We start from the raw sequence: 23845 nt of genomic DNA, 5'->3' as shown, positions 1-23845 counted from the left end.
TCGGCCCGTCCGTCCTTGGGCTGAAACCGCCCCAAGGAGCCTCCGATGCCCAAGATGATCTTCGTCAGCTTGCCGGTGACCGACCTTGCGCGCGCCACCGCCTTCTACGAGGCGGTCGGCGCGGCCAAGAACCCGCAGTTCAGCGACGACACGGCGTCCTGCATGGTCTTTTCCGAGACCATCTTCGCGATGCTGATGACCCACGACAAATTCCGCCAGTTCACGCCGAAGCCGATCGCTGACGCCAGGACCTCCAACCAGGTGCTGCTTTGCCTGTCCGCGGACAGCCGCGGCGACGTCGACGACATCGTCGGCAGGGCCGAGGCCGCCGGCGGCGTGGCCGATCCCAGCCCGAAGGACGAATACAGCTTCATGTACGGTCGCAGCTTCGAAGATCCGGACGGACACATGTGGGGTGTGAACTGGATGGACCTCGCGGCCGCGCCTCTGCAGCCCGACATGGCGAACGCCTGAACGAAGTCCGTGAGATCAAAGAACTGAAGAGGAGCTTTCACGATGTCCAAGGTCGTACCCTGCATGTGGTTCAACGGCGATGCCGAAGAAGCTGCGAAGTTCTACACCTCGCTCGTGCCGAATTCGGCCGTCACGCACGTCCAGCGTAACGTCGCGGATGGTCCGTCCGGCAAGGAAGGCTCCGTGCTCGTCGTCGAGTTCACGGTGGCGGGGCAGCCGCTGGTCGCGCTCAACGGCGGCATGAAGATGGAATATACCCACGCCATCTCGCTGATGATCCATTGCGACGACCAGGCCCAGGTCGATGGCGTCTGGAATGCGTTTCTCGCCCATGGCGGCAAGGAAGAGCAGTGCGGCTGGCTGAGGGATCGCTGGGGCGTGGCCTGGCAGGTGGTGCCGAAAGTGATGTTCGAGTTCCTGTCGAGCCCCGATAGGGCCGCGGCCGCGCGCGCGATGCAGGCCATGATGAAGATGGTCAAGCTCGACGTCGAGGCACTGCGCCGGGCGTTCGAGGGCAGGTCGGCGGCGTAGTAGGGATGCTCTCGCCATATACACGCGTACTGGCTGCCCCGGTCAAGCCGGGGCATGACAGCGGAACTTGAGGCAAGATCTCGCCGCTAGAGCATTTTCGGTTCTGATTGAATCAGAACCGAAGCTCTAGATTCCTGTTTTGACGCGTTTTCTTCACGCGAACCGGTGTCCACTTCGCTCGAAAACGCTCTAGTAATTGATCCTCAGCCCCACGCCGCCATGGATGGTGTTGCCGACCGGTTGCGGGCCGAGTGTGCCGTTGGCGAAGAGATCCACGATCCAGCCCTTCTGCACGCGGAAGCCGAGGCGGCCGCCATATTCGAACCAGCCCTGGTTGCCCATGGTCGGCACCACCACGCCGTTGCCGGTCACGGTGGCGACGATGCCGCTGTGGCTCGCAAACGACTGCACCCAGCCGCCATTGATGTTGGTCTCGATAGTGCCGCCGAACAGATGCGTCCACTGGCCGCCGATCTTGACGAGACTGGTGCGGTCGGTGCCGGTCGCGATCGTGGCGTCGAACGGGTTGAAGGCCACGGCACTGTCGCTATAGCCGGACACGCGCTGCCAGAGCTGCCAGACCTCGATCGAGGCTGCGACCTCGTCGCGCGGCGAGATGCGGCTCATCCAGCCGGCGCGACCATAGACCGCGTAGTTGGAGGCATTGGTCGAGCTCGTGACGCTCACCGGCCCGAGGCTGGTGTCGTAGCTGCGGGTGTAGCGCGCCTTCTCCCACGGCGTCAGGATGGTGCCGACGTCGAAGAACGGGCGCGACGAGCCCCAGTCGGTGAAGTCGTAGCGCAGGGCGAAGGCGCCGATCGGGGCGCTGGTGATCTTGTAGCCGCCCTCGTTGTATTGCGTGTAGGCGATACCGGCGAGCAGCGACAGATTGTTGGTCAATTCCTTGCGGCCGTGGATGCCGGCCGAGAACGAGCCGGCCGAGCCGAATGCGCTGATGCAATCGCTGCAATTGACCTGCTCGTTGACACCGAGCAGGACCGTGCCGAGCACCCGGTTGGTGATCATCTGGTTGAAGCGCTGGTCGGCGAGGCCGCCGACCGAATTGCCGCTGGAATCGGCGCCGGTCGGTGTCGGACTCGGCGACGGATAGGGATTGGGCGACGGCGAAGGTGAAGGATACGGGCTTGGCGAGGGCGACGGCGAGCAGCCTTCCTCACAATTGGTGAGGTTCAGGGTCGCGGCGGAGGCCGGCTGCTGAATACTCCATGCCAGCGTCACGGTGGCCATGGCCGCCAGTGCGACGGCAAGAACGAGCTCGCGGATACGCACCGTTGCCATCGTCAGCGCCCGCACAGCATGCCGTCGTCATGGACGGCGGGCGTGATGGTCGGCGTGGCGTCGGCATACTGGTTGACCGAGCACAGCCCGGCGCTCGCAGCGCAATTGGCGGCGAAAGTCCAGGGTGGCGTATTGGTCTTGGTGATGCTCACCTTGCCGCCGGTCGACGTGATGATCGCGGTGTCGCCCGGCTGGGTCAGTTGCACGCATTGGGAGCTCGTCGTGCAGACGCTGGCCGCGCCGTCCTGAAGCACCACGACGGAGCGGCCTCGCTGCGAGAGGATGTCGAGCGTGGTGCCGCGCACGCCGATCGTCGCAAGCGGCGTCGTGATCTTGTAGGCGGTCTTCTCGGAATGACCGGTGACGAAACGGAATGCGCCGGTGGTCATGCGGATCGCGACGTCGCGATAGCTGTGCTCGTCGTTGAAGACGGTGCGGTCGAGCTTCAACGTGGCGCTGGGCCCAAGCGACAGATTGGTGCTGTCGGCCATCACGAAGCGCGCGGCGCTGTCGGCGCCGGTGCGCACGGTCTCGTCGCGCAACATGCTGTCGCCGACGCTGATCGGCGTGGTCGTCGCGGCCACGCGCACAACTTCATTCTGGATCACGACGGCTTCGCCGACGCGCGTCTGCGCATGTGCGCAAGTGCCTGCGCACAATGCGGCCGACAACAGAGTGGGGAAAAGCCAGAAACGCAAATTCATTTCGCAAACCGATCGATGTGTCCCTGATCGTACCGGATCGCGCGCGCCTGCGATGTGGCGGAATTATCACAAGCGGCGCTGGACGTGCGTTATGCTTAGTGACAGTTGCGGCGGAATGCGTTCAATGAAAACCGAGATCTTCATTTTTGTCCGCGGTGACGCAAATTTGCCACGCAAAGCATCCCCACAGCAGCTGCTTGAACGGTCTGCAGTTCCGAGAGTGTCGCGAAGCGCAGTGGTTGCTGTCGCAATTTTCCTGGTCGCCCATCTCGCGCTGCTGATCGGCCTGACGACACCCGAGAAGTTCGTCTTCGACGAGGTGCACTACGTGCCGGCGGCGCGGCAGATGCTGGCACCGGCGATGTCGCAGCCGATGCTCAATCCGATGCATCCGCCACTGGCCAAGGAGCTGATCGCGGCCTCGATCGCGGCCTTCGGCGACAATGCGCTCGGCTGGCGTTATCCCGCGACATTGTTCGGCGCATTGGCGGTCGTCGCGATCTATCTGTGCGGCCTCGCGCTGTTCGCCGCGCAAGGGCCCGCCATCGCCGCGGCGCTGATCGCGGCATTCAACCAGATGCTCTATGTGCAGGCGCGCATCGCCATGCTCGATATCTTTACGCTCGGCTTCGGCCTGCTCGCGACCGCCGCCTTCATGCACGGATTTCGACGCGAGCGGCCGCAGGCGCTGTTCGCGCTCGCGGGCGCGCTGTTCGGCTGTGCCGCCGCCTGCAAATGGAGCGGCCTGTTTCCGCTCGGCGTCTGTATCGTCGTCGTCACGGTGATCCGCCTGATGCAGGGCTGGCGCACGCTATTCGCCGACGCGAGGCCGGACGACTGGTATCGGCCCGACCTCTGGCCCGGCCTGAGGCTGCATCATCTCGTGCTGTGCTTCGCGATCCTGCCCGGCGTGGCGTATCTTGCCGCTTTCGTTCCGCTCTATGGATTGTCGCTGCCGGATCTGGTCGAGGCGCAGCGCCGGATCTTCGCCGACAACACCACGACCGCGATTGCCGGCCACACCTATATGAGTTCATGGCCGTCCTGGCCGCTGCTGGCGCGCCCGGTGTGGTTTCTGTTCGACAAGAGCTCGGAAGACAATGTCTCCGCGGTCGTCTTCCTCGGCAATCCCCTGGTGTTGTGGCCGGCCCTGCTCGCGCTCGTGCTCGTGCTGCGCGACTTCGTCGTCGAGCGCCGCTGGGACGCGTTCCTGATCGCGGCGTTCTATTTCGGTCCCTGGCTTGCCTGGGCCTTGCTGCCGCGCACGCTGGGTTTCATCTACTATTATCTGCCGGCCGCCACGGCGGCCTCGCTCGCACTGGTCTATGTGCTGCGCCGGGACGGCCTGCCGCGCTGGCTGCTCTGGGCCTATGTCGGTCTTGCCGGGGTCGGCTTTGCGGTCATGCTGCCGATCTCCGCGGCCTTTATCGGCACCTCGATGCGGAGCTTCGGCCAGCTGATGTTGTTCCAGAGCTGGATCTAGTGCCCGCTTGCGTGCATAGCCTCGGTAGAATTGTCTTGCCTGAATCAATTGTCGCGTGTGGACTGGACCGACCTTCTCGGAATCGGAGAGTCGCCCGGTGAATATGGAGGACCTCAGCGCCAGGCCGGGCCATCCCAATGCCGACTGGTTGCGGGCCGTCGTCGATACCGCGGTGGACGGCGTGATCCTGATCGACGCGCGCGGCGGCGTCCTGATGTTCAATCCGGCCTGCGAGAAGCTGTTCGGCTATTCCGCCGAGGAGGTCATCGGGCGGAACGTCAAGGTCCTGATGCCGTCGTCCTACCGCAATGCGCATGACGGCTATCTACAAAATTACCACATCAGCGGCGAGCGCAAGATCATCGGCATCGGCCGCGAAGTGGTGGGCCAGCGCAAGGATGGCTCGACCTTCATGATGCATTTGTCGGTCGGCGAGAGCAAGCAGGCGGCCGGCGATTCGATCTTCGTCGGCATCATTCACGACCTCACCGAGCGCGAGCGGGTCGAGCGCGAGCTGCGCGAGAGCGCCGCTCGGTTGCGCGCTGTCGTCGACACCGCCGTCGACGGCGTGATCCTGATCGATTCCGACGGCATCATCCTGAAGTTCAATCCGGCCTGCGAGCGGCTTTTCAAATATCGCGACAACGAGGTTCTCGGGCAGAACGTCCGGATGCTGATGCCGGAGCCCTATCGCTCCGAGCACGACGGGTATATCCGCAATTTCATCGCCACTGGCGACAAGAAGATCATCGGCATCGGACGCGAGGTGACGGGTCGGCGCAAGGACGGCACGACCTTCCCGATGGACCTGTCGGTCGGCGAGGCCCAGCAGGACGGCTCCTCCATCTTCGTCGGCATGATCCACGACCTGACCGATCGCAAGCGTACCGAGGCGCAGCTGATGCGGGCGCAGAAGATGGAGGCGGTCGGACAGCTGTCTGGTGGCATCGCTCACGACTTCAACAATCTCCTCACCGTGATCGTCGGCAACGCCGAATATCTGTCCGAGCAATTGGTGCCGCGCGAGGATCTGAAGCGCCTCGCCGACGACATCTGCAGCGCCGGCGAACGCGGCGCCGAGCTGACGCAGCGCCTGCTCGCCTTCAGTCGCAAGCAGCTGCTGCGGCCGGTCGAGACCGAATGCAACAAGCTGATCGAATCCATGTACAAGCTGCTGCGGCGAACGCTGCGTGAGGACATCGAGATCACCACCCAGGCCGATCCTTTGCTGCGGCACGCCTTTGCCGACCCCGCGCAGCTGGAATCGGCGATCCTCAACCTCGCGCTGAACGCCCAGGATGCGATGGCATCAGGTGGACGCCTGACCATTTCGGCGGCGAACGCATCGCTCGATGCGGGCGATCACAACGTTCATCCCGACGTAGCAGCGGGCGAATATGTCGTGATCGCGGTGACTGACACCGGCTCCGGCATGGCGAAGCAGGTGCTGGAACGCGTGTTCGAACCCTTCTTCACCACCAAGGAGGTCGGCAAGGGCAGCGGGCTCGGGCTCAGCATGGTCTACGGCTTCGTCAAGCAATCCAACGGCCATGTCACGATCTACAGCGAGCCGGGCCTTGGAACGACCGTGCGGATCTATCTTCCGGCCGTGCTGACCAAGTCGCAGGGCGTGCCGCTGGCAGTCGAGAAGGAGGTCGCGCAGAGCGGTTCGGAGATCGTGCTGGTCGTCGAGGACGATCCGTTCGTCCGGTCCTACGCGGTCATGAGCCTGCAGAGCCTGGGCTACAAGGTGATTTCCGCCGTCGATGGCAAGTCGGCCCTGCAGGCGCTTGCGGCAACACCGCATATCGACCTGCTGTTCTCCGACGTCGTCATGCCAGGAGGCGTCAACGGGTGGGAGCTGGCGGGCCTCGCCCGCAAGGAGAGGCCCGAGCTGCACGTGCTGCTGACCTCGGGTTACGCCCTCGAAACGCTGGCGGCGAACGGCCACGTCCGGCAGGGCGCCTTGATCCTGGAAAAGCCTTACCGCAAGGCTGAGCTCGCACGGCTGGTCCGCGAGGCGCTCGCCGCACCGGTGCCGGTCTGAGCGCGGACCGCCTGCCGGAGGAACGGCAGGCGGTGATCGTCATCGGATCATTTCGACGCGGTCTTGGTGTCCATGTTCACGACCTGGACGCGGCGGTTGATCGGATCGGCGCCGTTGGCGGTATCCTTCAGCTTGGTCTTGCCGTAACCGACGGTGACCAGATCAGTGCCGTTGAGGCCGTAGTTCTGCACCAGGTACTTCTTGATCGTGTCGGCCCGCCGCTCGGAGAGCCCTTGATTGTACTCTTCGCCGCCGATCGCGTCGGTATGGCCGGCGACTACGAAGGTCGAGCCCTTGAGTGCCGGGTCGGAGAGAGCCTTGCCGAGCGCCTGCACCGAGGACATTGAGGTCTTGGCGATATTGGCCGAGTTGTAGTCGAACTGGATCTCCAGATCGATCTTCGGCTTGGTCGCGGCGAGCTCGGCGATCTGCTCGCGTTCGCCGGTCGAAAGCGAGCGGGTCGAGCGGTTGCGCACCGTATTCAGGAAGGTCGCTTCCTTGGCCTGCGCGGTCGTGTCGGCCTGCGGACCGACGGACAGTCCGCGGGTCGCCGGCTTCGGCTTCAGTGCATCCAGGATCTGGCCGGTGGTGACGTTGTTGTCGCCGGCCAGAGCCAGGCCGGCCGTCATCGACAGCGCGGCGGAAAGGGTTATCGCCTTCAGTCCAAAGAACTTATCAAAACGGGTCATTGTCGTATCCTCGATGTTACGCCTGATAGCGATTTGATGCTGCGAGCATAGGGTGGGTTCAAAAGCCCTGATGTGATCCTGGTCACGGTGGCTACAGCGCTTGCAGGCTCGGTCTCATGTATTTCCCGGCGTTCCGGGCGGTGGAGCGGCCTGTTTCGCGGCCGCTCCGGGGCCGGGGCCGATTGTCCCAATAGCAGTGGTCGTCATCTCCGCAGGAAAGGTTCACGCGGCGGCCGGCCCGGTGTGATCGAAATCACGTTGAGGCGCACGGGCTCCTGGATCGTGCCCGCGGGGAGAGGCCGGTCATGTGTCTCGCCGCCGGCACCGCGTCCGGAGACCTCTGCACGCCGATCATCGCAAAGCCGTGGCCGCGCGGCCCGGCCGCGAACAAGAAATCGGCCAGATGCGCGCCGCGGCAAGGCCCTGTGCAAGCCGGATGTCGCGACCGGCAGTCTCGGTGACCGGCCCAAAGCGCCGAAGGATGGCCGTTGAAGCGCCTCGTCATTGCATCGCAGCAAGAAAATTGTCTTCTCCGCGAAACGTCGGCGCGAGAGAATACGTAATTGCGAAGGCCGGCATGACGCCGGTTTCGTTTTACGGAGGAGACTTTTCGATGAAGATCTTGCTCACGGCCGCAGCCTTTGTCGCGTTCACCCTGTCGCTGTCCCCGGCCTCCGCCGCGATGATGGCGTGCACCAAGGACAACATGATGAAGTCGGCCGCGATGATGGGCGGCACGCCCGACACACCGGCCAAGATGGCGTCGAACAAGGAAATGGCCATGGCCAACACCGACATGAGCAATGGCAAGATGAAGAGCGCCTGCATGCACTACATGAAGTCGCAGAAGGCCATGATGGCGAAGTAGGTCCGGACGACGTCAAGCGGCCGCGCTGTCAGCAGATGGCAGCGCGGCTTTTTCTTTGTGCGTCGGTTGCTTTCTCCCGGCGCGAATCCCGCTACATTGCGTTCTGCAATGTCACGCGCGCCTAAACCGTTTCCTCTCGCCACGACTCAGGCCCGGCAGATCTGGCTGCATGCCCAGCGGCTGGATGAGCGTACCCCGTTCGGCGAGGGAGCACAGGCCGTCGCGGATGCGGTCGCCCATCTCGGCTATGTTCAGATCGACACCATCAACGTCATCGAGCGCTGCCACCACCACATCCTGTTCAGCCGCATCCCGTCCTACCGCCGCGCCGATCTGCGTCAGGCCCAGAGTCTCGACAAAAGCGTCTTCGAATATTGGACGCATGCGCTCTCCTACGTGCCGGCCGGTGACTTCCGCTTTTTTCTCCCGGCGATGCGCGAGCACCGCCGCGAGGGTCACAAATGGTACGCTTCGGTCAAGCCTGCCGACACCCGCAAGGTGATGCGGCTGCTGCGCGCCGGCCCGCTGACGATCCGCGACATCGAGGACGACGTGCTCACCGAGAAGGAGCACCTCTGGCAGAGCCGGAAACCTTCGAAGCGGGCGCTGCAGCTCGCCTTCTACACGGGCGTCGCAACCGTCAGTGAGCGCCAGGGGATGCTCAAGACCTATGAGCTGATGACGCGCCATTTCGGCTGGGACAAGCTGCCGAAGCCGGCCTCGAGCAAGGACATCACGGCCTATCTGCTCGACCGCGCGCTGCGGTCGCAAGGCGTGGTCAGCCTCGATTCGACCTGCCATCTCGACGCACCGCGCAAGAAGGCGGTGGCCGGCCTGATCGCCGCGCGCGTCCGCCGCGGCGAGCTTGTTCCCGTCGCGCTCGAGGGCGCCGGCAAGCAGGAACATTGGGCGGCGCCGGCGGTGCTGGAAGCCGGCGGCGAGGGGGCATCGCCCGATCTCGTCCACATCCTCTCGCCGTTCGATCCCCTGATCATCCAGCGCAAGCGGACCAATCTCGTCTTCGGCTACAACCATCTGTTCGAAGCCTATGTGCCGAAGGCCAAGCGCAAGCTCGGCTATTTTGCGCTGCCCGTGCTGGTCGGCGACGAGATCGTCGCCGCGCTCGATCTGAAGACCGACCGGCAGGCGAGGAAGTTGTTGATGCAGAAATGGACCTGGGTCGGGCAGGGCAGGAAGACCGCAGGCCGCAAGGAGCTCAAGCAGAAGATCGAGGACGAGCTCGACCGTTTCGAGCGGTTTCAGCTCTCGGAGTGAACGTAGGGCCGTCACCTGATCCGGACGACAACCTTCCCCTTCGCTCTGCCTTTTGCAAGGTAGGCGAGAGCTTCCCTGGCCTGCGCAAGGGGGAACACCTTGTCGATCACCGGCCGGATGTCGCCGGCCTTGAGAATCTCGCCGATCTGAGAGAGCTGATTTCCATCCGGATGCACAAACAGGAACGAATATTCGGCGCCCCGCTTGCCGGCGCCGCGTATGATCTTGCGGCTCAGCATGCCGAACAGGAACACCATGAAGAAGTTCATGCCCCGGGCGCGAGCGAATGCAGCGTCTGGTGGTCCGACCAGCGAGACGACAGTGCTTCCGCGCTTCAATATGCCGAGCGATTTCTCGATCGCATCGCCCCTGATTGTGCCAAGCACGGCATCGTAGTCCCGCAGCACTGTCTCAAATTGCTGCTTGCTGTAGTCAATCACCTCGTCGGCGCCGAGGCTTCGCACCAGGTCCACGTTTCCGCTGCTGGTCGTCGTTCCTACCTTCGCGCCAAGATATTTGGCAAGTTGGATGGCGAACGTTCCGATCCCACCGGCACCTGCCGGAATGAACACCTTCTGGCCGGGCTTGAGGCGTGCACGCTCCTTCAGCGCTTGCCACGACGTCAGTGCGACCATCGGGAGTGACGCCGCCTGGACAAAGTCCAGGTTCGGCGGTTTGAGCGCAGCGGCGGTCTCGGGAATGACCGCAAACTCGGCGAGTGCGCCCGTGCCCATGTCGAAGATGCTGGCAAAGATTTCGTCGCCCGGCTTGAACCGGGTCACCAGGTTTCCGACTTCGACCACCACCCCGGCCAGATCGCTGCCCAGCGTCGCCGGGAGCTGAAAGCGCAGAATCGGTTTGAATGTTCCTTTCGGAATCATGTTGTCGATCGGGTTCAAGCCCGCGGCGTGGACCTGGACGAGAATTTCGTCCGGCTTCGGCGTCGGCCGAGGCAGGTCGGCGAACGTGAGCTGATCGGCCTTGCCATACTGCTTGAAGATGAGTGCTTTCATGTCGCTGTGTCCCAATCGGTGTGCGCCGGGAGCGGCGGCGCCCGCGCGAGTCAAAAAGCTCGTGCTGGACGGGAAGACGCAGAGGTCGGCCGGGCATCAAGTCGAAGATCCTTTCGGATCCCTGCGTCCACGAGTCCGGCGGGAGCAAACCTGCGAAGCAACCGCAGGCGGTTCGCGAGCTTGCCGGCTGCGTACCGGATCTTGGGATGCGCCGCGTTCGCGGCATCCAGCACGGCTTCTGCGACTACGTCCGGCGATTCGGCGGTTGCCATTACCTCGTTTATCCGCCGGCTCACGCCCGCGCGCGCCTCGCGATAATCCTCGAGCTTGTCGTCCGGCTCCATGAAGTTCGAATCGAATGGTGTCTTCGTGTAGGCGGGTTCGATGATGGAGACCCTGATGCCCCGCGTGCGCAACTCGTGGTCGAGGGACTCCGAATAACCCTCCACCGCGTGCTTGGTCGCGGCGTAGAGCGCCCCGTAGGGCATCGGCAGAAAACCAAGAACCGAACCGATATTGATGATGCGGCCGCTGCCCTGGCGGCGCATCTGGGGCAGGACGGCGCGCGTCATCCGGACCAGCCCAAAAAAATTGGTCTCGAAGATCTTCCGAGCCTGCTCGATCGAACTCTCCTCCGCTCCGGCGGGGGCAACCCCGAAGCCGGCGTTATTCACGAGAAGATCGATGCGATCCTCGCGCTGGATGACCTCGCCGACCGCGGCCGTCACGGAAGCGTCGTTGGTCACGTCGAGGGTCAGCATCTCGAAAGACTGCTTGGCTGGCTGATGTCCGCGTCTACTGGTGCCGTAGACCTTGTAGCCGACCGCCGCCAGGCGCTGCGCGGTGGCTTCACCGATGCCCGACGAGGCGCCCGTCACCAGAGCAATCTTTGCGTTGGTCATGATCTTCTCCTGACGCTCAGCGGCGTTCGCCGAATTTTGATGACGATCGTAATTATTGAATTAGATGGCGGTCGTAATTATAATTGTCAAGCCTTCCGATTCGGGATCTTCGATATGCGCGTTTCCAAGGAACGAGCGGCTGACAACCGCGACCGAATTCTAACGGCGGCTTCGCGCCTGATCCGGGAGCGCGGAATAGCCGGCGTTGGAGTTGATACCCTAACCGAGGCCGCCGGTATGACCCACGGCAGCCTCTACAGCCAATTCGGCTCCAAGCAGCGGCTGGTCGAGGAAGCCATTGCGGCGGCAATCGTCTCCAAAGGTCGAGAGCTCGGTGAGATGTCCACGGTCGGCGATTACGTTTCCGAGTATCTCTCGCCGGCGCACCGGGATGAACCAGGAAGCGGATGCCCCTTTGCGGCGCTGTGCTCTGAAATGCATCGCCAGAGCCAGGGAGCGCGCGAGCGCTTTACCGCCGGCGTGAGGGGCATGATTGGATGGCTCGGCGCCCGCCTGGGTTCGGGGACCAGGCAACGCCAGCGCGACGAGGATGCGATCGTGACTCTTGCTTCCCTGGTCGGCGCGATCGTGCTTGCCCGCGCAGTGAGCGATCCAAAATTGTCAGACGAGATTCTGCGGGCCACACGGAAGAAACTGACTCGTTAGCTAGCTTTTGCCCGTGCTGCAAATCTCGGTGAGCCGATCCAGCCAGATGCCGACTACGATGCCGGCGAAGTAGGCCGTCAGATTCCACAGCGAGAAGATGCGGCCGAGCAGCAGCGCGCCGGCCGTGGTGAGCCGGAACGCATCGAGCCAAGGCGTGTGCAGCAAGCGTGAGAACTCGACGATGAACGCGATCACCGCTGCGATGGCTGCAATCTGTGTCCGCGTCAGCCGCGGTAGCAAAACCCCTGCCAGCAAGAACACCATGGTGGCCCACAACAGCGAGCCGCCGTACTTGACGACGAACGCAGGCAGCCCAAGCGGAAAGCCGTACCAGCGCAACGACAGTCCGCAGGCAATGACGATCAGTGCGAGGGCGGCGCGGATCAGCGATGTCCGGAGCGGTGCAATGGGTTGATCCGGCTGCGTCCCGTGCATTGCTCACTCCATTGACTCTTTGCCGGCGATGCTGAAAACCCCGGATCAGCTCACAAAAGCAATAACCCGGGGGAAGCCATGAGCCAGACCACCACCTATGCCGGTTCCGCCGGCGCCACCAAATCGGAGATCGAGACCTCGACCATCCGCGCCATCTCATGGCGCCTGATCCCGTTCCTGGTGCTGGCCTACTTCTTCTCCTATCTCGATCGCGTCAATCTCGGCTTCGCCGCGCTGACCATGAACGCCGAGCTGAAGTTCACGCCGCTGATCTTCTCCTGGGGCGCCGGGATCTTCTTCATCGGCTATTTCATCTTCGAGGTGCCGAGCAATCTGGCGCTGGAGAAGTTCGGCGCCAGCCGCTGGATTGCCCGGATCATGGTGACCTGGGGCGTCATCTCCGCTCTGATGGCGATGGTCAGCGGCGTCACCAGCTTCTACGTCCTGCGCTTCCTGCTCGGTGTCGCAGAGGCCGGCTTCTTTCCCGGCATCATCCTCTATCTCACCTACTGGTATCCGGCCGAATATCGCGCTCGCTTCCTTGCGGCCTTCGCCATCGCCGTGCCGGTCTCGACTGTGATCGGCGCGCCGATCTCGGGCCTGTTGCTCGGGCTCGACGGTGCGATGGGCCTCAAGGGCTGGCAGTGGCTGTTCATCATCGAGGGCATTCCCTCGGTGCTGCTCGGCATCGTCACCTGGTTCTATCTCACCGACAAGCCGGAGAAGGCGGATTGGCTCTCGGCCGAGCAGAAGGCCTGGCTCAAGGCCAAGCTCGATTCGGAGATCGCGGCCAAGCAGGCGGTGAAGCATTTCTCGCTCGGCGAAGCGCTGTCCTCGCCCAAGGTGATCGCGCTCAGCCTGATCTATTTCGGCTTCGTCGGCGCGCTCTACGGCATGCAGTTCTGGCTGCCGCAGATCGTCAAGGCGTTCGGGCTGACCAATGCGCAGACCGGCTTCGTCACCGCGATCCCGTATCTGTTCGGCACCATCGCGATGATCCTGTGGGCGCGGCACTCCGATGCGACGCGCGAGCGGGTGATGCATGTCGGCGCGCCGTTGCTGCTGACCGCTGTCGCGCTCGGTGCGTCCTCCTATCTGACCGATCCGACCATGACGATGGTGGTGCTGACGGTCGCGGCCATCGGCGTGTTCTGCTGCTTCGGCGTGTTCTGGACCCTGCCGACCGCCTGGCTCTCCGGCACCGCGGCTGCCGGTGGCATCGCGCTGATCAACTCGATCGGCAATCTCGCCGGCTTCGGCGGGCCGTATCTGATCGGCTGGGTCAAGGAAGCCACGGGCCAGACCTCGACCGGCCTCCTGGTGCTCGCCGTATTGCCTCTGCTCGCCGGCATCCTGGTGTTCGTCGGCGGCCACGACAGCAAGCACGAGTTTGCCGGGCAGGGGCGGTAGAGCCGCAAGCCGCGTGTACGGTCCTGTAGGGTAGGCAAAGCGCAGCGTGCCCGCGGATAGTGTCGTGGGCACGGCGCTACCGCGCCTTTGCCTACCCTACGACATCCGGGCTGAGGCCTGACCTCGGCGTGCCTACCGGAGCACCTTCCTGCGAATAGGTATCCGCCTTGTTACCGCCCCTTAACGATCACGCTTTCCTGATGACTGACGATTATTGACTTTTATCAGTGATTAGTCGACATTCCTCTCATTCGAGATGCAGGAGTGTCCTTCGATGTTCGTCCGGTCGGTTTTGTCGAGCTATTCCAGGCTGTTGGCAGGCGTGTCGCTGGCCCTGATGGCGGCGACCCTGGCCGGGTGCAATGACACCGTCGCCGAGAAGGCCGAGCCGCCGCGGCCGGTTCTGGTCGCCACCGCGCATTATGATGCCGAGACCCCCGAGCGTAGCTTTGTCGGCACCGTCAGGCCCCGGATCGAGAGCGATCTCGGCTTCCGCGTTGCCGGCAAGGTCGCCAAGCGACTCGTGGAAGTCGGCCAGACCGTCGAGATCGGCCAGCCGCTCGCCACTCTCGACGAGGTCGATCTGAAGCTGCAGGCCGAGCAGGCCGCCGCCGAGCAGACCGCCGCGACCGGCGTGCTGGCCCAGGCCGCCGCCGCCGAGCAGCGCGCCAAGGACCTCAAGGCCAAGGGCTGGACCACCGACGCGCAGATGGATTCGAGCCGTGCCACCGCGGACGAAGCCCGCGCCCGCCTGAACCGCGCCGAGCGCGCGCTCGAGCTCAGCAAGAATTCCCTTTCCTACGCGACGCTCAACGCCGACGCCCGTGGCGTCGTCACCGCAACGCTGATCGAGCCCGGCCAGGTGGTCGCCGCGGGCCAGGCCTCGATCCGCGTCGCCCGCTTTGCCGAAAAGGAAGCGGTCGTCGCGATCCCTGAGACGCTGGTCGGACGTGCCAAGTCGGGCGTCGCCAGCGTCACCCTTTGGTCCGAGCCGAACAAGAAATATGCGGCCAAGCTGCGTGAGATCGCACCGGCGGCCGATCCGGCCACGCGCACCTATCTTGCGAAGTTCTCGCTGCCCGAGGCCGACGACAAGGTCGCGCTCGGCATGACCGCGACGCTGACGCTGTCGGACGCCGCGACCGAGCGTGTCGCGCGGCTGCCGCTGTCGGCGCTGTTCAACGAAGGCGGCAAGCCGTCCTTCTACGTCGTCGACGACAACGGCGCGCTCACTCTGAAGCCGGTCGTGGTGAAGTCCTACGAGAGCAACGACGTGGTCATCACCGGCGGCGTGGAAGAGGGCGCCAAGATCGTCGCCCTCGGCGTGCAGAAGCTCGATCCGGGCCAGCGGGTGCGGGTCGTCTCGTCCCTGTCGTTTTAGTTCCTTGTCATTCCGGGGCGGTGCGCAGCGCCGCACCCGGAATCTCGAGATTCCGGGTCTGGTCCTTCGGACCATCCCGGAATGACGAGAGAAGTAAGTTACGTCGTGTGAGGTGAGTTTCGGCCTTTGTCCCTAAGCAAAGGCTGAAGCGGCGAAGCGATCCAGAACCTGCCCAGCCCCCTGGATTGCTTCGCTGCCTCCCGACGACGGTTTGAACTGAGCGGCTGTCGTTATTGCAACTGGATCGTGTTTCGGAGAGAGCGATGAAGCGCTTCAACCTTTCGGCCTGGGCCGTCAGCCATCCGACGCTGGTTCTCTTCCTGATGCTCGTGCTCGGCGTCGCCGGCTTCTTCTCCTACGAGAAGCTCGGCCGCGCCGAGGATCCGTTCTTCACGGTGAAGGTGGTCAACGTCTCCGTGATCTGGCCCGGCGCGACCGCGCAGGAAATGCAGACGCAGGTCGCCGATCCCATCGAGAAGAAGCTCCAGGAGCTGCCCTATTTCGAGAAGGTGCAGACCTATTCCAAGCCCGCCTTCACCGCGCTCCAGGTCACCTTCCGCGACAACACGCCGCCGAAGGACGTGCCCTATCTCTTCTATCTCCTGCGCAAGAAGCTGGTCGACGTGCAGGGCCAGTTGCCGTCGGGCATTCTCGGGCCCGTCGTCAACGACGAGTTCTCCGACGTCGATTCCATCCTCTACATGATGACCGGCGACGGCGCCGATTATGCCCAGCTCAAGAAGGTCTCCGAGGGATTCCGTCAGCGCCTGTTGAAGGTGCCTGGCGTGACCAAGGTCGACGTCTACGGCAACCAGGACGAGCGCATCTTCGTCGAGTTCAGCCACGCCAAGCTCGCCACCCTCGGCATCACGCCGCAGGCGCTGTTCGATTCGCTCGCCAAGCAGAACAACGTGACGCCGGCCGGCACGGTCGAGACCTCCTCGCAGCGCGTGCCGCTGCGCGTCACCGGCGCGCTCGACGGCGCCAAGGCGGTCGCCGAAACGCCGGTCGAGAGCAACGGTCGCGTCTTCCGCTTGGGGGACATCGCCACGGTCACCCACGGCTATGTCGATCCGCCGAGCTTCGTCGTTCGCCAGGAAGGCAAGGCAGCGATCGGCATCGGCGTCGTCACCGCCAAGGGCGCCAACATCCTCGAGCTCGGCAAGGAGGTCGAGAAGGCGACGGCCGAGTTCATGAAGGCCGTGCCGCAGGGCATCGACGTCAAGCTCATCGCCGACCAGCCCAAGGTGGTCGAGCACGCCGTCGGCGAGTTCGTGCACTCCTTCATGGAGGCGCTCGTCATCGTGCTGTTCGTTTCGTTCCTGGCGCTGGGCTGGCGCACCGGCATCGTGGTCGCACTGTCGGTGCCCTTGGTGCTCGGCATCGTCTTCATCGTCATGAACGCGATGTCGCTCGACCTTCATCGTATCACGCTCGGCGCGCTGATCATCGCGCTCGGCCTGCTCGTCGACGACGCCATCATCGCGGTCGAGATGATGGTGGTGAAGATGGAGCAGGGCTGGGACCGCATGCGCGCGGCGTCCTTTGCCTGGGAATCCACCGCGTTTCCGATGCTCACGGGAACGCTGGTCACGGCCGCTGGCTTCCTCCCCATCGGCTTTGCCAATTCGGCGGTCGGCGAGTATGCCGGCAGCATCTTCTGGATCGTGGCGATCGCGCTGGTCGCCTCCTGGTTCGTGGCGGTGATCTTCACGCCCTATATCGGCGTCAAGCTGCTGCCGGAGATGAAGGCGCACCACAATCACGATCCGCATGCGGTCTACGAGACCCGCATGTACCGCGGCCTGCGCGCCATCGTGCAATGGTGCGTCAACCACCGCATCACCGTGGTGGCCGCGACCGTCGGCGTCTTCGTCGCCTCGATCGTCGGGTTCGGCCATGTCCAGCAGCAGTTCTTCCCGCTCTCGGAGCGGCCCGAGCTGTTCTTCCAGCTGCGCCTGCCCGAGGGCACCGCCTTCAACGTCACCGAGAAGGCGGTGAAGCAGGCCGAGACGCTGCTGAAGGACGACAAGGACATCGAGACCTACACGTCCTATGTCGGCCAGGGCTCGCCGCGCTTCTGGCTCGGCCTCAATCCGCAACTGCCGAACGAGGCCTTTGCCGAGATCGTCGTCGTCGCCAAGGGCGTCGAGGCGCGTGAACGCATCAAGGCCAAGATCGAGAACGCGGTTGCCGACGGCATGCTGTCCGAGGCGCGCGTCCGCGTCGATCGCTTCAACTTCGGCCCGCCCGTCGGCTTCCCCGTCCAGTTCCGCGTGATCGGCCCCGACGCCAACAAGGTGCGCGAGATCGCCTACCAGGTCCGCGACGTCATGCGGCAGAACAAGAGCGTCAAGGACGTCCAGCTCGACTGGAACGAGCAGTCGCCTTACCTCAAGCTCGTCGTCGACCAGGACCGCGCCCGCGCCATGGGCCTGACCCCGCAGGACGTCTCGCAGGCGCTCGCGATGCTGATCTCGGGCTCGCAGGTCACGACCGTGCGCGACGGCATCGAGAAGATCGGCGTGGTCGCCCGTGCGGTCCCGTCCGAGCGCCTCGACCTCGGCGGCGTCGGCGACCTCACCATCACCTCGCGCAATGGCGTCGCCGTGCCGCTGCAGCAGATCGCCAAGATCGAGTATGCGCATGAGGAGCCGATCATGTGGCGGCGCAACCGCGACATGGCCATCACCGTGCGCTCCGACGTCGTCGACGGCGTGCAGGCCCCTGATGTCACGGGCCAGATCACGCCAAAGCTGAAGGCGATCAAGGATCACCTCGAGCCGGCCTACCGCATCGAGGCGGGCGGTGCGTTCGAGGAATCCGCCAAGGGCAATGCCTCGATCTTCATCCTCTTCCCGGTGATGGTCATGGTGATGCTGACGCTGCTGATGATCCAGCTGCAGAGCTTCTCGCGCCTGATCCTGGTGTTCCTGACCGCGCCGCTCGGCATCGTCGGCGCCTCGCTCGGCCTCAACGTCGCCAACGCCCCGTTCGGCTTCGTGGCGCTGCTCGGCCTGATCGCGCTGGCCGGCATGATCATGCGCAACACCGTCATCCTGGTCGACCAGATCGAGACCGACGTCTCCCACGGCCTGACCCGGCGCGAGGCGATTGTGGAGGCGACCGTCCGCCGTGCCCGTCCGGTGGTGCTGACGGCGCTCGCCGCCATCCTGGCCATGATCCCGCTGTCGCGCTCGGCTTTCTGGGGCCCGATGGCGATCACCATCATGGGGGGCCTCTTCGTCGCGACCTTCCTCACCCTGCTGTACCTGCCGGGCCTCTATGCACTCTGGTTCAGGAAGAGCCTGGACGAGGCCGGTACGCCGGAACAGCCGGCCGCGCCGCAGCATGGCAGCGATGAACATCCGGCAATTCCGCTTGCTGAAGCGGCTGAATAAGTGAGATGAAGTGCTACTGACGAGTCCTGACAGATGACACTGGTTGCGGAACATATCGAAGGCGACACCCGGGATCGGATCCTCGAGGTGGCCGAGCGGCTGTTCCGCCAGATCGGCTACCAGAAGACCACGGTCGGCGACATCGCCAAGGAGCTCAGGATGAGCCCCGCCAATGTCTATCGCTTCTTCGAATCGAAGAAGGCGATCCATCAGGCGGTGGCCCGCTCGCTCATGGGCGAGGTCGAGCTCGAGGCGCAGCGGATCGTGGCGCGGCCCGGTCCGGTGCCGGAGCGCTTCCGGGAATTGCTCAACACCATCCATCGCATGAACACCGAGCGCTATGTCGGCGACAACAAGTTGCACGAGATGGTCGAGATCGCGATGCAGGAGGATTGGCAGGTCTGCGTCAACCATATGGAGTGCATCGCCGGATTTGTCGGCCAGATGATCGCCCAGGGCGTGGCCTCCGGCGAGTTTGAGGCGAGGGATCTCCAGCTGGCCTCGCTGTGCGCCTGCACTGCGATGATGCGCTTCTTCCACCCCCAGATGATCGCCCAGTGCGCCACCAAGCCGGGCCCGACCATCGACCAGATGATCGATTTCGTCATCGCGGGTCTGTCGCCGCGCCACTGACGGGCGCGGAATTTCTCCTGTAAGCAGACCGACGTAGCCCGGATGGAGCGTAGCGCAATCCGGGATGGATCAGCGTTGTGCCCGCGGCCCCGGATTACGCTTCGCTCCATCCGGGCTACCAGGATGAGGAAAGACCCCGCGTGACCGACAAAGACCTGTACTTCTACGAGCCCTCCAAGGGCCACGGCCTCAAGCACGATCCCTTCAACGCCATCATCGCGCCGCGCCCGATCGGCTGGATCTCCTCCCGCGACGCCAAGGGTCACGTCAATCTCGCGCCCTACAGCTTCTTCAATGCGTTCTGCTATGTGCCGCCGATCATCGGCTTCTCCTCCACCAACTGGAAGGACACGGTCGAGAACATCCAGCAGACCGGTGAGTTCGTGTGGAATCTCGCCACGATGGACCTCGCCAAGCACATGAATGCGACCGCCGCGCATGTCGGCCCTGAAGTCGACGAGTTCAAGCTTGCGGGCCTCACCGCCGTGCCCGGCAAGCTCGTCAACGTGCCGCGCGTCGGCGAAAGCCCTGTCGCCTTCGAATGCAAGGTGTCCGATATCGTCCGCCTCAAAGGCGCCGACGGCAAGGAGGCCGATGCCTGGCTGACGCTGGGCGAGGTCGTCGCCGTGCACATCGACAAGGCCATGATCAAGGACGGCGTCTACCAGACCGCCGCCGCCCGCCCGATCGTCCGCGCCGGCCGCCGCGGCGACTACTTCGAGATCAAGCCGGAAAACATGTTCGAGATGGTGCGGCCGGATTAGGCCGGGCGCGCTCTCTCCGCTGTCATTCCGGGGCGACGCGTAGCGTCGCGCCCGGAATCCATTTAGCGGCAGAGCGCGTGGATGAATGGATTCTCAGGTGCGCAAGTGCGCACCATAGCTCGCGCCAAGAGGCGCGCCCCGGAATGACGTGGGGAGACATCTCTCCCCATCCCCCTCCCGGAACTGCCAGCACGACCCGGCCGTTATGGTCTCGGGGGCGGCCGCCCGGCCGCGTCAATTTTGCCCGCGAAGTGTTCACGCACCCCGGCCACTTTCCGCTAAAATGCCCGACAACCGCGCCGATGCATGAGGTCCGCCATGAGCTTCCGCCGCGACACCCTGACAAAGCCGATCTTCTCCTGGGCCCGCGGCGTGCTGCCGGCGATGTCCGACACCGAGCGCGAGGCGCTGGAGGCGGGCGACGTCTGGTGGGACGCCGATCTCTTCACCGGCAACCCCGATTGGTCGAAGCTGTTGAAAATTGCGCCGGCCAAATTGACGGAGGAGGAACGGGCCTTCCTCGACGGCCCCGTCGAAGAGCTCTGCGCCATGCTCGACGAGTGGAAGATCTTCTGGGAATGGCGCGACCTGCCGCAGGACGTCTGGCACTTCGTCAAGCGCGAGAGATTCTTCGGCATGATCATCCCCAAGGAGTTCGGCGGCCTCGGCTTCTCGCCCTATGCGCATTCGGAAGTGGTGCGCAAGATCTCGACCCGCTCGATCGCTGCCGCGGTCACAGTCATGGTGCCGAATTCGCTCGGCCCCGGCGAACTCCTCATGCGCTTCGGCACGAAAGAGCAGCAGGCGCACTGGCTGCCGCGCCTCGCCGATGGCCGCGACATTCCCTGCTTTGGTCTGACCAGCCCCGAGGCCGGCTCCGATGCCGCCTCCATGGTCGACACCGGGATCATCTGCAAAGGCGACTTCGACGGCCGGGAGGTCATCGGGCTCAGGCTTAACTGGCACAAGCGCTACATCACGCTTGGCCCGGTCGCGACACTGCTGGGTCTCGCCTTCAAGGCTTACGACCCGGATCATCTCGTTGGCCAGCGGGAGGAGCTCGGCATCACGGTCGCGCTGATCCCGACCAATCTGCCCGGTGTCGAGATCGGCCAACGCCACCTGCCGTCGATGCAGGTCTTCCAGAACGGCCCCAATTGGGGCCGCGACGTCTTCATTCCGCTCGATTACGTCATCGGCGGCCAGGAGCGGTTGGGACAGGGCTGGAAGATGCTGATGACCGCACTCGCCGCCGGCCGCGGCATCTCGCTGCCGTCGCTCTCTGCTGCGGGTGCCGCCTATGCGGCGCGCACCACCGGCGCCTATGCCCGCATCCGCGAGCAGTTCGGCATCTCCATCTCCAAGTTTGAAGGTGTCGAGGAGCCGCTGGCGCGGATCGTCGCGACCGCCTATCAGCTCGACGCGGCGCGCCGGCTGACCTGTGCGGCGCTCAATGCCGGCGTCCATCCCGCCGTCATCTCCGGGATCATGAAGCTGCACGCGACCGAGCGGATGCGCACTGCGGTCGACGACGCCATGGACATTCATGGCGGCAAGGCCGTGATCGACGGTCCGCAGAACTATCTCGGCAATCTGCATCGCGCCGTGCCGGTCGGCATCACGGTGGAAGGCGCCAACATCCTCACCCGCAATCTCATCGTGTTCGGGCAGGGCGCGATCCGGGCGCATCCCTATCTGCTCGACGAGATGAACGCGCTCGCCGATACCGATCGCGAGCGTGGGCTCACCGCCTTCGACAAGGCGTTCTGGAAACATGTCGGCCACAGTTTTCAGACCCTGTTCCGGGCCTTCGGCCGGAGCTGGACCTTTGGCACCTTCGCGATGGCGCCTGACGCCGGCGATGCCACGACATTCTACCGCCAGCTCTCGCGCTACTCGGCGGCCTTTGCGCTCTGTGCCGATATGGCGCTGCTCACGCTCGGCGGCGCGCTGAAGCGCAAGGAGATGCTGTCGGCGCGCTTCGGCGACATCCTGTCCGAGCTCTACCTGCTGTCGGCAGCGCTGAAGCGCTGGGAGGAGGAAGGCCGGCAGAAGGAGGATTTTGCCGCGCTGGAATGGTGCATGGCGACCGGCTTCAAAACCATCGAGAACCGGCTTGCCGAAATCCTCGCCAATCTGCCCAATCGCTTCGTCGCCGGCTTCCTCAAGTTCGTTGTCCAGCCCTTCGGCGCCCGCGTGCTCGGCCCCTCCGACCGGGTCGTGCACCAATGTGCGAGCCTGGTGCTGGAGCCCTCGGCCGCGCGCGAGCGCCTCACGCCGGATCTGGCCCATGTCGATGATGATGGCGGCTTCGCCCGGTTGGAGCATGCGTTCAAGCTGGTTACTGCCACCGACGCGATCGCCAAGCGCATGCGCGCCGCGCACATCAACGACTGGAAGGACGCCGTGGCCAAGGGCGTGATCACGCAGACCGAGGGTGAGCAGCTTGCCGCCGCTCACGAAGCCGTCACAAAAGTCATTGAGGTCGACGATTTCGCGCCGGAGGCGCTGTCGCCGATTTACAAGAAAACCGTGAATGTGCATCAGTTCTTTCAGGAACTCGGTGAGCAGAGGGCGGCGAGCTGATGGCACGACCGGTATTCATCATCGACGGCAGCCGGACGCCGTTTCTGAAGGCGCGCTCGGGGCCCGGACCGTTCACGCCGGTCGATCTCGCCGTGCAATGCGGACGGCCGCTGCTGGCGCGCCAGCCGTTTTCGCCGGACAGCTTCGACCAGGTCATCCTCGGCTGCGTCAACGTGATCGCGGACGAGATGAATCCGGCTCGCGTCGCCGCGCTCCGGCTCGGCATGGGCGAGGACATGGTCGCCTTCACCGTGCAGATCAATTGCGGCTCCGGCATGCAGTCGATCGACACCGCCTACCGCTACATCCGCGAAGGCCACGCCGACATGATCCTGGCCGGCGGCACCGAGGCCTTGAGCCACGCGCCGTTGGTCTGGCCGAATTCCGGCGTACGCTGGTTCGCCGGCCTTGCCACCGCCAAAGGGGTGGCCGCGAAGCTTGCCGCCTCGTTCAAGCTGCGCCCGCGCGATCTCAAGCCGATCATCGGCCTCGAGCGCGGGCTGACCGATCCCGTCACCGATCTGAACATGGGCCAGACCGCCGAGGTCGTCGGTCATCTCTTCGGCATTACGCGCGCACAGTCGGATGCCTACGCTGCCGAGAGCCATCGCCGGCTCGCGCATGCGCAAGGCGCGGGCTTTCTCAAGGACGAGGTCGAAACCGCGTTCGCACGCGACGGCAAGTTCTTCGACCATGACGACGGCGTGCGGCCGGACTCGACGGCCGAGACGCTGGCAAAGCTGAAGCCGGTGTTCGAACGCCCCTGGGGCCAGGTCACCGCCGGCAATTCCTCGCAAATCACCGACGGCGCCTCCTGGGTGATCCTCGCCTCCGACGCGGCGGTCGCAAAGCACAAGCTCACGCCGAAAGCCGCCATCGTCGACAGCAACTGGGCCGCGCTCGATCCCAGCATCATGGGTCTCGGCCCGGTGATGTCTGCAACACCATTGCTCCAGCGCAACGGACTCACCCTCAAGGATGTCGAGACCTGGGAGCTGAACGAGGCTTTTGCGACGCAGGTGCTCGGCTGCCTCGCCGCCTGGAACGACGACAAATTCTGCCGCGAGATCCTTGGGCTCGACGGCGCGGCCGGGGAGATCGACCGTGACAAGCTCAACGTCGATGGCGGCGCGATCTCGCTCGGCCATCCCGTCGGCACCTCCGGCAACCGCATCGTGCTGCATCTCGTCAACGCGATGAAGCGGCTCGGCACGCGGCGTGGTGTCGCGACCGAGTGCATCGGCGGCGGGCTCGGTGGCGCCATGCTGATCGAGGCGGTGTGAC

The 23845-nt window shown here is 64.4% G+C and carries 20 protein-coding genes; 14 read left to right on the top strand and 6 right to left on the bottom strand.

Translation table 11 applies throughout. The annotated features are described in order from the left end of the window. The first annotated feature begins 45 nt into the window (after positions 1 to 45). Together TSA1_RS11040 and TSA1_RS11035 are read left to right on the top strand one after the other, a co-directional pair. Positions 46 to 474 (top strand): VOC family protein, encoded by a 429-nt coding sequence (locus TSA1_RS11040; protein ID WP_100176375.1) that lies wholly within the window; start codon positions 46 to 48, stop codon positions 472 to 474. A gap of 42 nt (positions 475 to 516) precedes the next feature. Beyond that, complete coding sequence (locus tag TSA1_RS11035) at positions 517 to 1005, top strand: VOC family protein (protein WP_100176374.1); 489 nt, start codon at positions 517 to 519, stop codon at positions 1003 to 1005. Positions 1006 to 1194: 189 nt separating this feature from the next. Here TSA1_RS11035 and TSA1_RS11030 read toward each other — a convergent pair whose 3' ends face one another. Further along, the gene (locus tag TSA1_RS11030) at positions 1195 to 2304 is read right to left on the bottom strand and encodes a hypothetical protein (RefSeq protein WP_174718855.1); all 1110 of its coding nucleotides are present in this window, start codon (positions 2302 to 2304) and stop codon (positions 1195 to 1197) included. A gap of 2 nt (positions 2305 to 2306) precedes the next feature. Next, positions 2307 to 3008 (bottom strand): FecR family protein, encoded by a 702-nt coding sequence (locus TSA1_RS11025; RefSeq protein WP_100176372.1) that lies wholly within the window; start codon positions 3006 to 3008, stop codon positions 2307 to 2309. A gap of 52 nt (positions 3009 to 3060) precedes the next feature. Between TSA1_RS11025 and TSA1_RS11020 the strand changes: the two genes are divergently transcribed. Together TSA1_RS11020 and TSA1_RS11015 are read left to right on the top strand one after the other, a co-directional pair. After that, positions 3061 to 4491 (top strand): phospholipid carrier-dependent glycosyltransferase, encoded by a 1431-nt coding sequence (locus TSA1_RS11020; RefSeq protein ID WP_100176371.1) that lies wholly within the window; start codon positions 3061 to 3063, stop codon positions 4489 to 4491. A gap of 103 nt (positions 4492 to 4594) precedes the next feature. Continuing rightward, positions 4595 to 6538 (top strand): hybrid sensor histidine kinase/response regulator, encoded by a 1944-nt coding sequence (locus tag TSA1_RS11015; RefSeq protein WP_100176370.1) that lies wholly within the window; start codon positions 4595 to 4597, stop codon positions 6536 to 6538. Positions 6539 to 6585: 47 nt separating this feature from the next. On the opposite strand, the gene TSA1_RS11010 is transcribed toward TSA1_RS11015, so the two are convergent. Next, entirely contained in the window at positions 6586 to 7227 is a 642-nt protein-coding gene (locus tag TSA1_RS11010; RefSeq protein ID WP_100176369.1) for an OmpA family protein, read from the bottom strand. Between the two features lie 613 nt (positions 7228 to 7840). Between TSA1_RS11010 and TSA1_RS11000 the strand changes: the two genes are divergently transcribed. Continuing rightward, positions 7841 to 8095, top strand: coding sequence for a hypothetical protein (locus tag TSA1_RS11000; protein ID WP_063196637.1), 255 nt, complete (start codon positions 7841 to 7843; stop codon positions 8093 to 8095). A gap of 108 nt (positions 8096 to 8203) precedes the next feature. Further along, positions 8204 to 9370 (top strand): winged helix-turn-helix domain-containing protein, encoded by a 1167-nt coding sequence (locus tag TSA1_RS10995; protein WP_100176367.1) that lies wholly within the window; start codon positions 8204 to 8206, stop codon positions 9368 to 9370. Positions 9371 to 9381: 11 nt separating this feature from the next. Here the strand turns inward: TSA1_RS10995 and TSA1_RS10990 are convergent, their stop codons facing one another. Both TSA1_RS10990 and TSA1_RS10985 read right to left on the bottom strand, forming a co-directional pair. Then, positions 9382 to 10383 carry an NADP-dependent oxidoreductase gene (locus TSA1_RS10990; protein WP_100176366.1) on the bottom strand — a complete coding sequence of 334 codons (1002 nt, stop codon included), beginning with the start codon at positions 10381 to 10383 and terminating at the stop codon, positions 9382 to 9384. Between the two features lie 50 nt (positions 10384 to 10433). Further along, positions 10434 to 11285: an oxidoreductase gene (locus tag TSA1_RS10985; protein WP_100176365.1), complete on the bottom strand. Its 852-nt coding sequence runs from the start codon at positions 11283 to 11285 to the stop codon at positions 10434 to 10436. Between the two features lie 39 nt (positions 11286 to 11324). Between TSA1_RS10985 and TSA1_RS10980 the strand changes: the two genes are divergently transcribed. Further along, a complete protein-coding gene (locus TSA1_RS10980; protein WP_245448204.1) occupies positions 11325 to 11951 on the top strand; it encodes a TetR/AcrR family transcriptional regulator in 627 nt (208 codons plus the stop codon). Here TSA1_RS10980 and TSA1_RS10975 read toward each other — a convergent pair whose 3' ends face one another. Next, the gene (locus tag TSA1_RS10975; protein WP_100176364.1) at positions 11952 to 12386 is read right to left on the bottom strand and encodes a ribosomal maturation YjgA family protein; all 435 of its coding nucleotides are present in this window, start codon (positions 12384 to 12386) and stop codon (positions 11952 to 11954) included. A gap of 78 nt (positions 12387 to 12464) precedes the next feature. On the opposite strand from TSA1_RS10975, the gene TSA1_RS10970 reads away from it, so the two are divergent. The 7 genes from TSA1_RS10970 to TSA1_RS10940 all read left to right on the top strand — a co-directional run bounded on the left by TSA1_RS10970 (position 12465) and on the right by TSA1_RS10940 (position 23844). Next, the gene (locus TSA1_RS10970; RefSeq protein WP_100176363.1) at positions 12465 to 13796 is read left to right on the top strand and encodes an MFS transporter; all 1332 of its coding nucleotides are present in this window, start codon (positions 12465 to 12467) and stop codon (positions 13794 to 13796) included. Positions 13797 to 14070: 274 nt separating this feature from the next. After that, the gene (locus TSA1_RS10965) at positions 14071 to 15177 is read left to right on the top strand and encodes an efflux RND transporter periplasmic adaptor subunit (RefSeq protein ID WP_100176362.1); all 1107 of its coding nucleotides are present in this window, start codon (positions 14071 to 14073) and stop codon (positions 15175 to 15177) included. A gap of 263 nt (positions 15178 to 15440) precedes the next feature. Next, positions 15441 to 18578, top strand: a complete 3138-nt coding sequence (locus TSA1_RS10960) for an efflux RND transporter permease subunit (protein ID WP_100176361.1) — start codon at positions 15441 to 15443, stop codon at positions 18576 to 18578. 33 nt (positions 18579 to 18611) lie between these two features. Next, positions 18612 to 19211, top strand: coding sequence for a TetR/AcrR family transcriptional regulator (locus TSA1_RS10955; RefSeq protein WP_100176360.1), 600 nt, complete (start codon positions 18612 to 18614; stop codon positions 19209 to 19211). Between the two features lie 140 nt (positions 19212 to 19351). Then, positions 19352 to 19975 (top strand): flavin reductase family protein, encoded by a 624-nt coding sequence (locus TSA1_RS10950; protein WP_100181079.1) that lies wholly within the window; start codon positions 19352 to 19354, stop codon positions 19973 to 19975. Positions 19976 to 20293: 318 nt separating this feature from the next. Then, positions 20294 to 22561, top strand: coding sequence for an acyl-CoA dehydrogenase (locus TSA1_RS10945; RefSeq protein ID WP_174718854.1), 2268 nt, complete (start codon positions 20294 to 20296; stop codon positions 22559 to 22561). Further along, entirely contained in the window at positions 22561 to 23844 is a 1284-nt protein-coding gene (locus tag TSA1_RS10940) for an acetyl-CoA C-acetyltransferase (RefSeq protein WP_100176358.1), read from the top strand. Before TSA1_RS10945 ends, TSA1_RS10940 begins: the two co-directional genes overlap by 1 nt. The last annotated feature ends 1 nt before the right edge of the window (position 23845 follow it).

The organism is Bradyrhizobium nitroreducens, assembly GCF_002776695.1.
Taxonomy (GTDB): Bacteria; Pseudomonadota; Alphaproteobacteria; order Rhizobiales; family Xanthobacteraceae; genus Bradyrhizobium; species Bradyrhizobium nitroreducens.
This window is presented reverse-complemented; position numbering and strand designations above follow the sequence as displayed.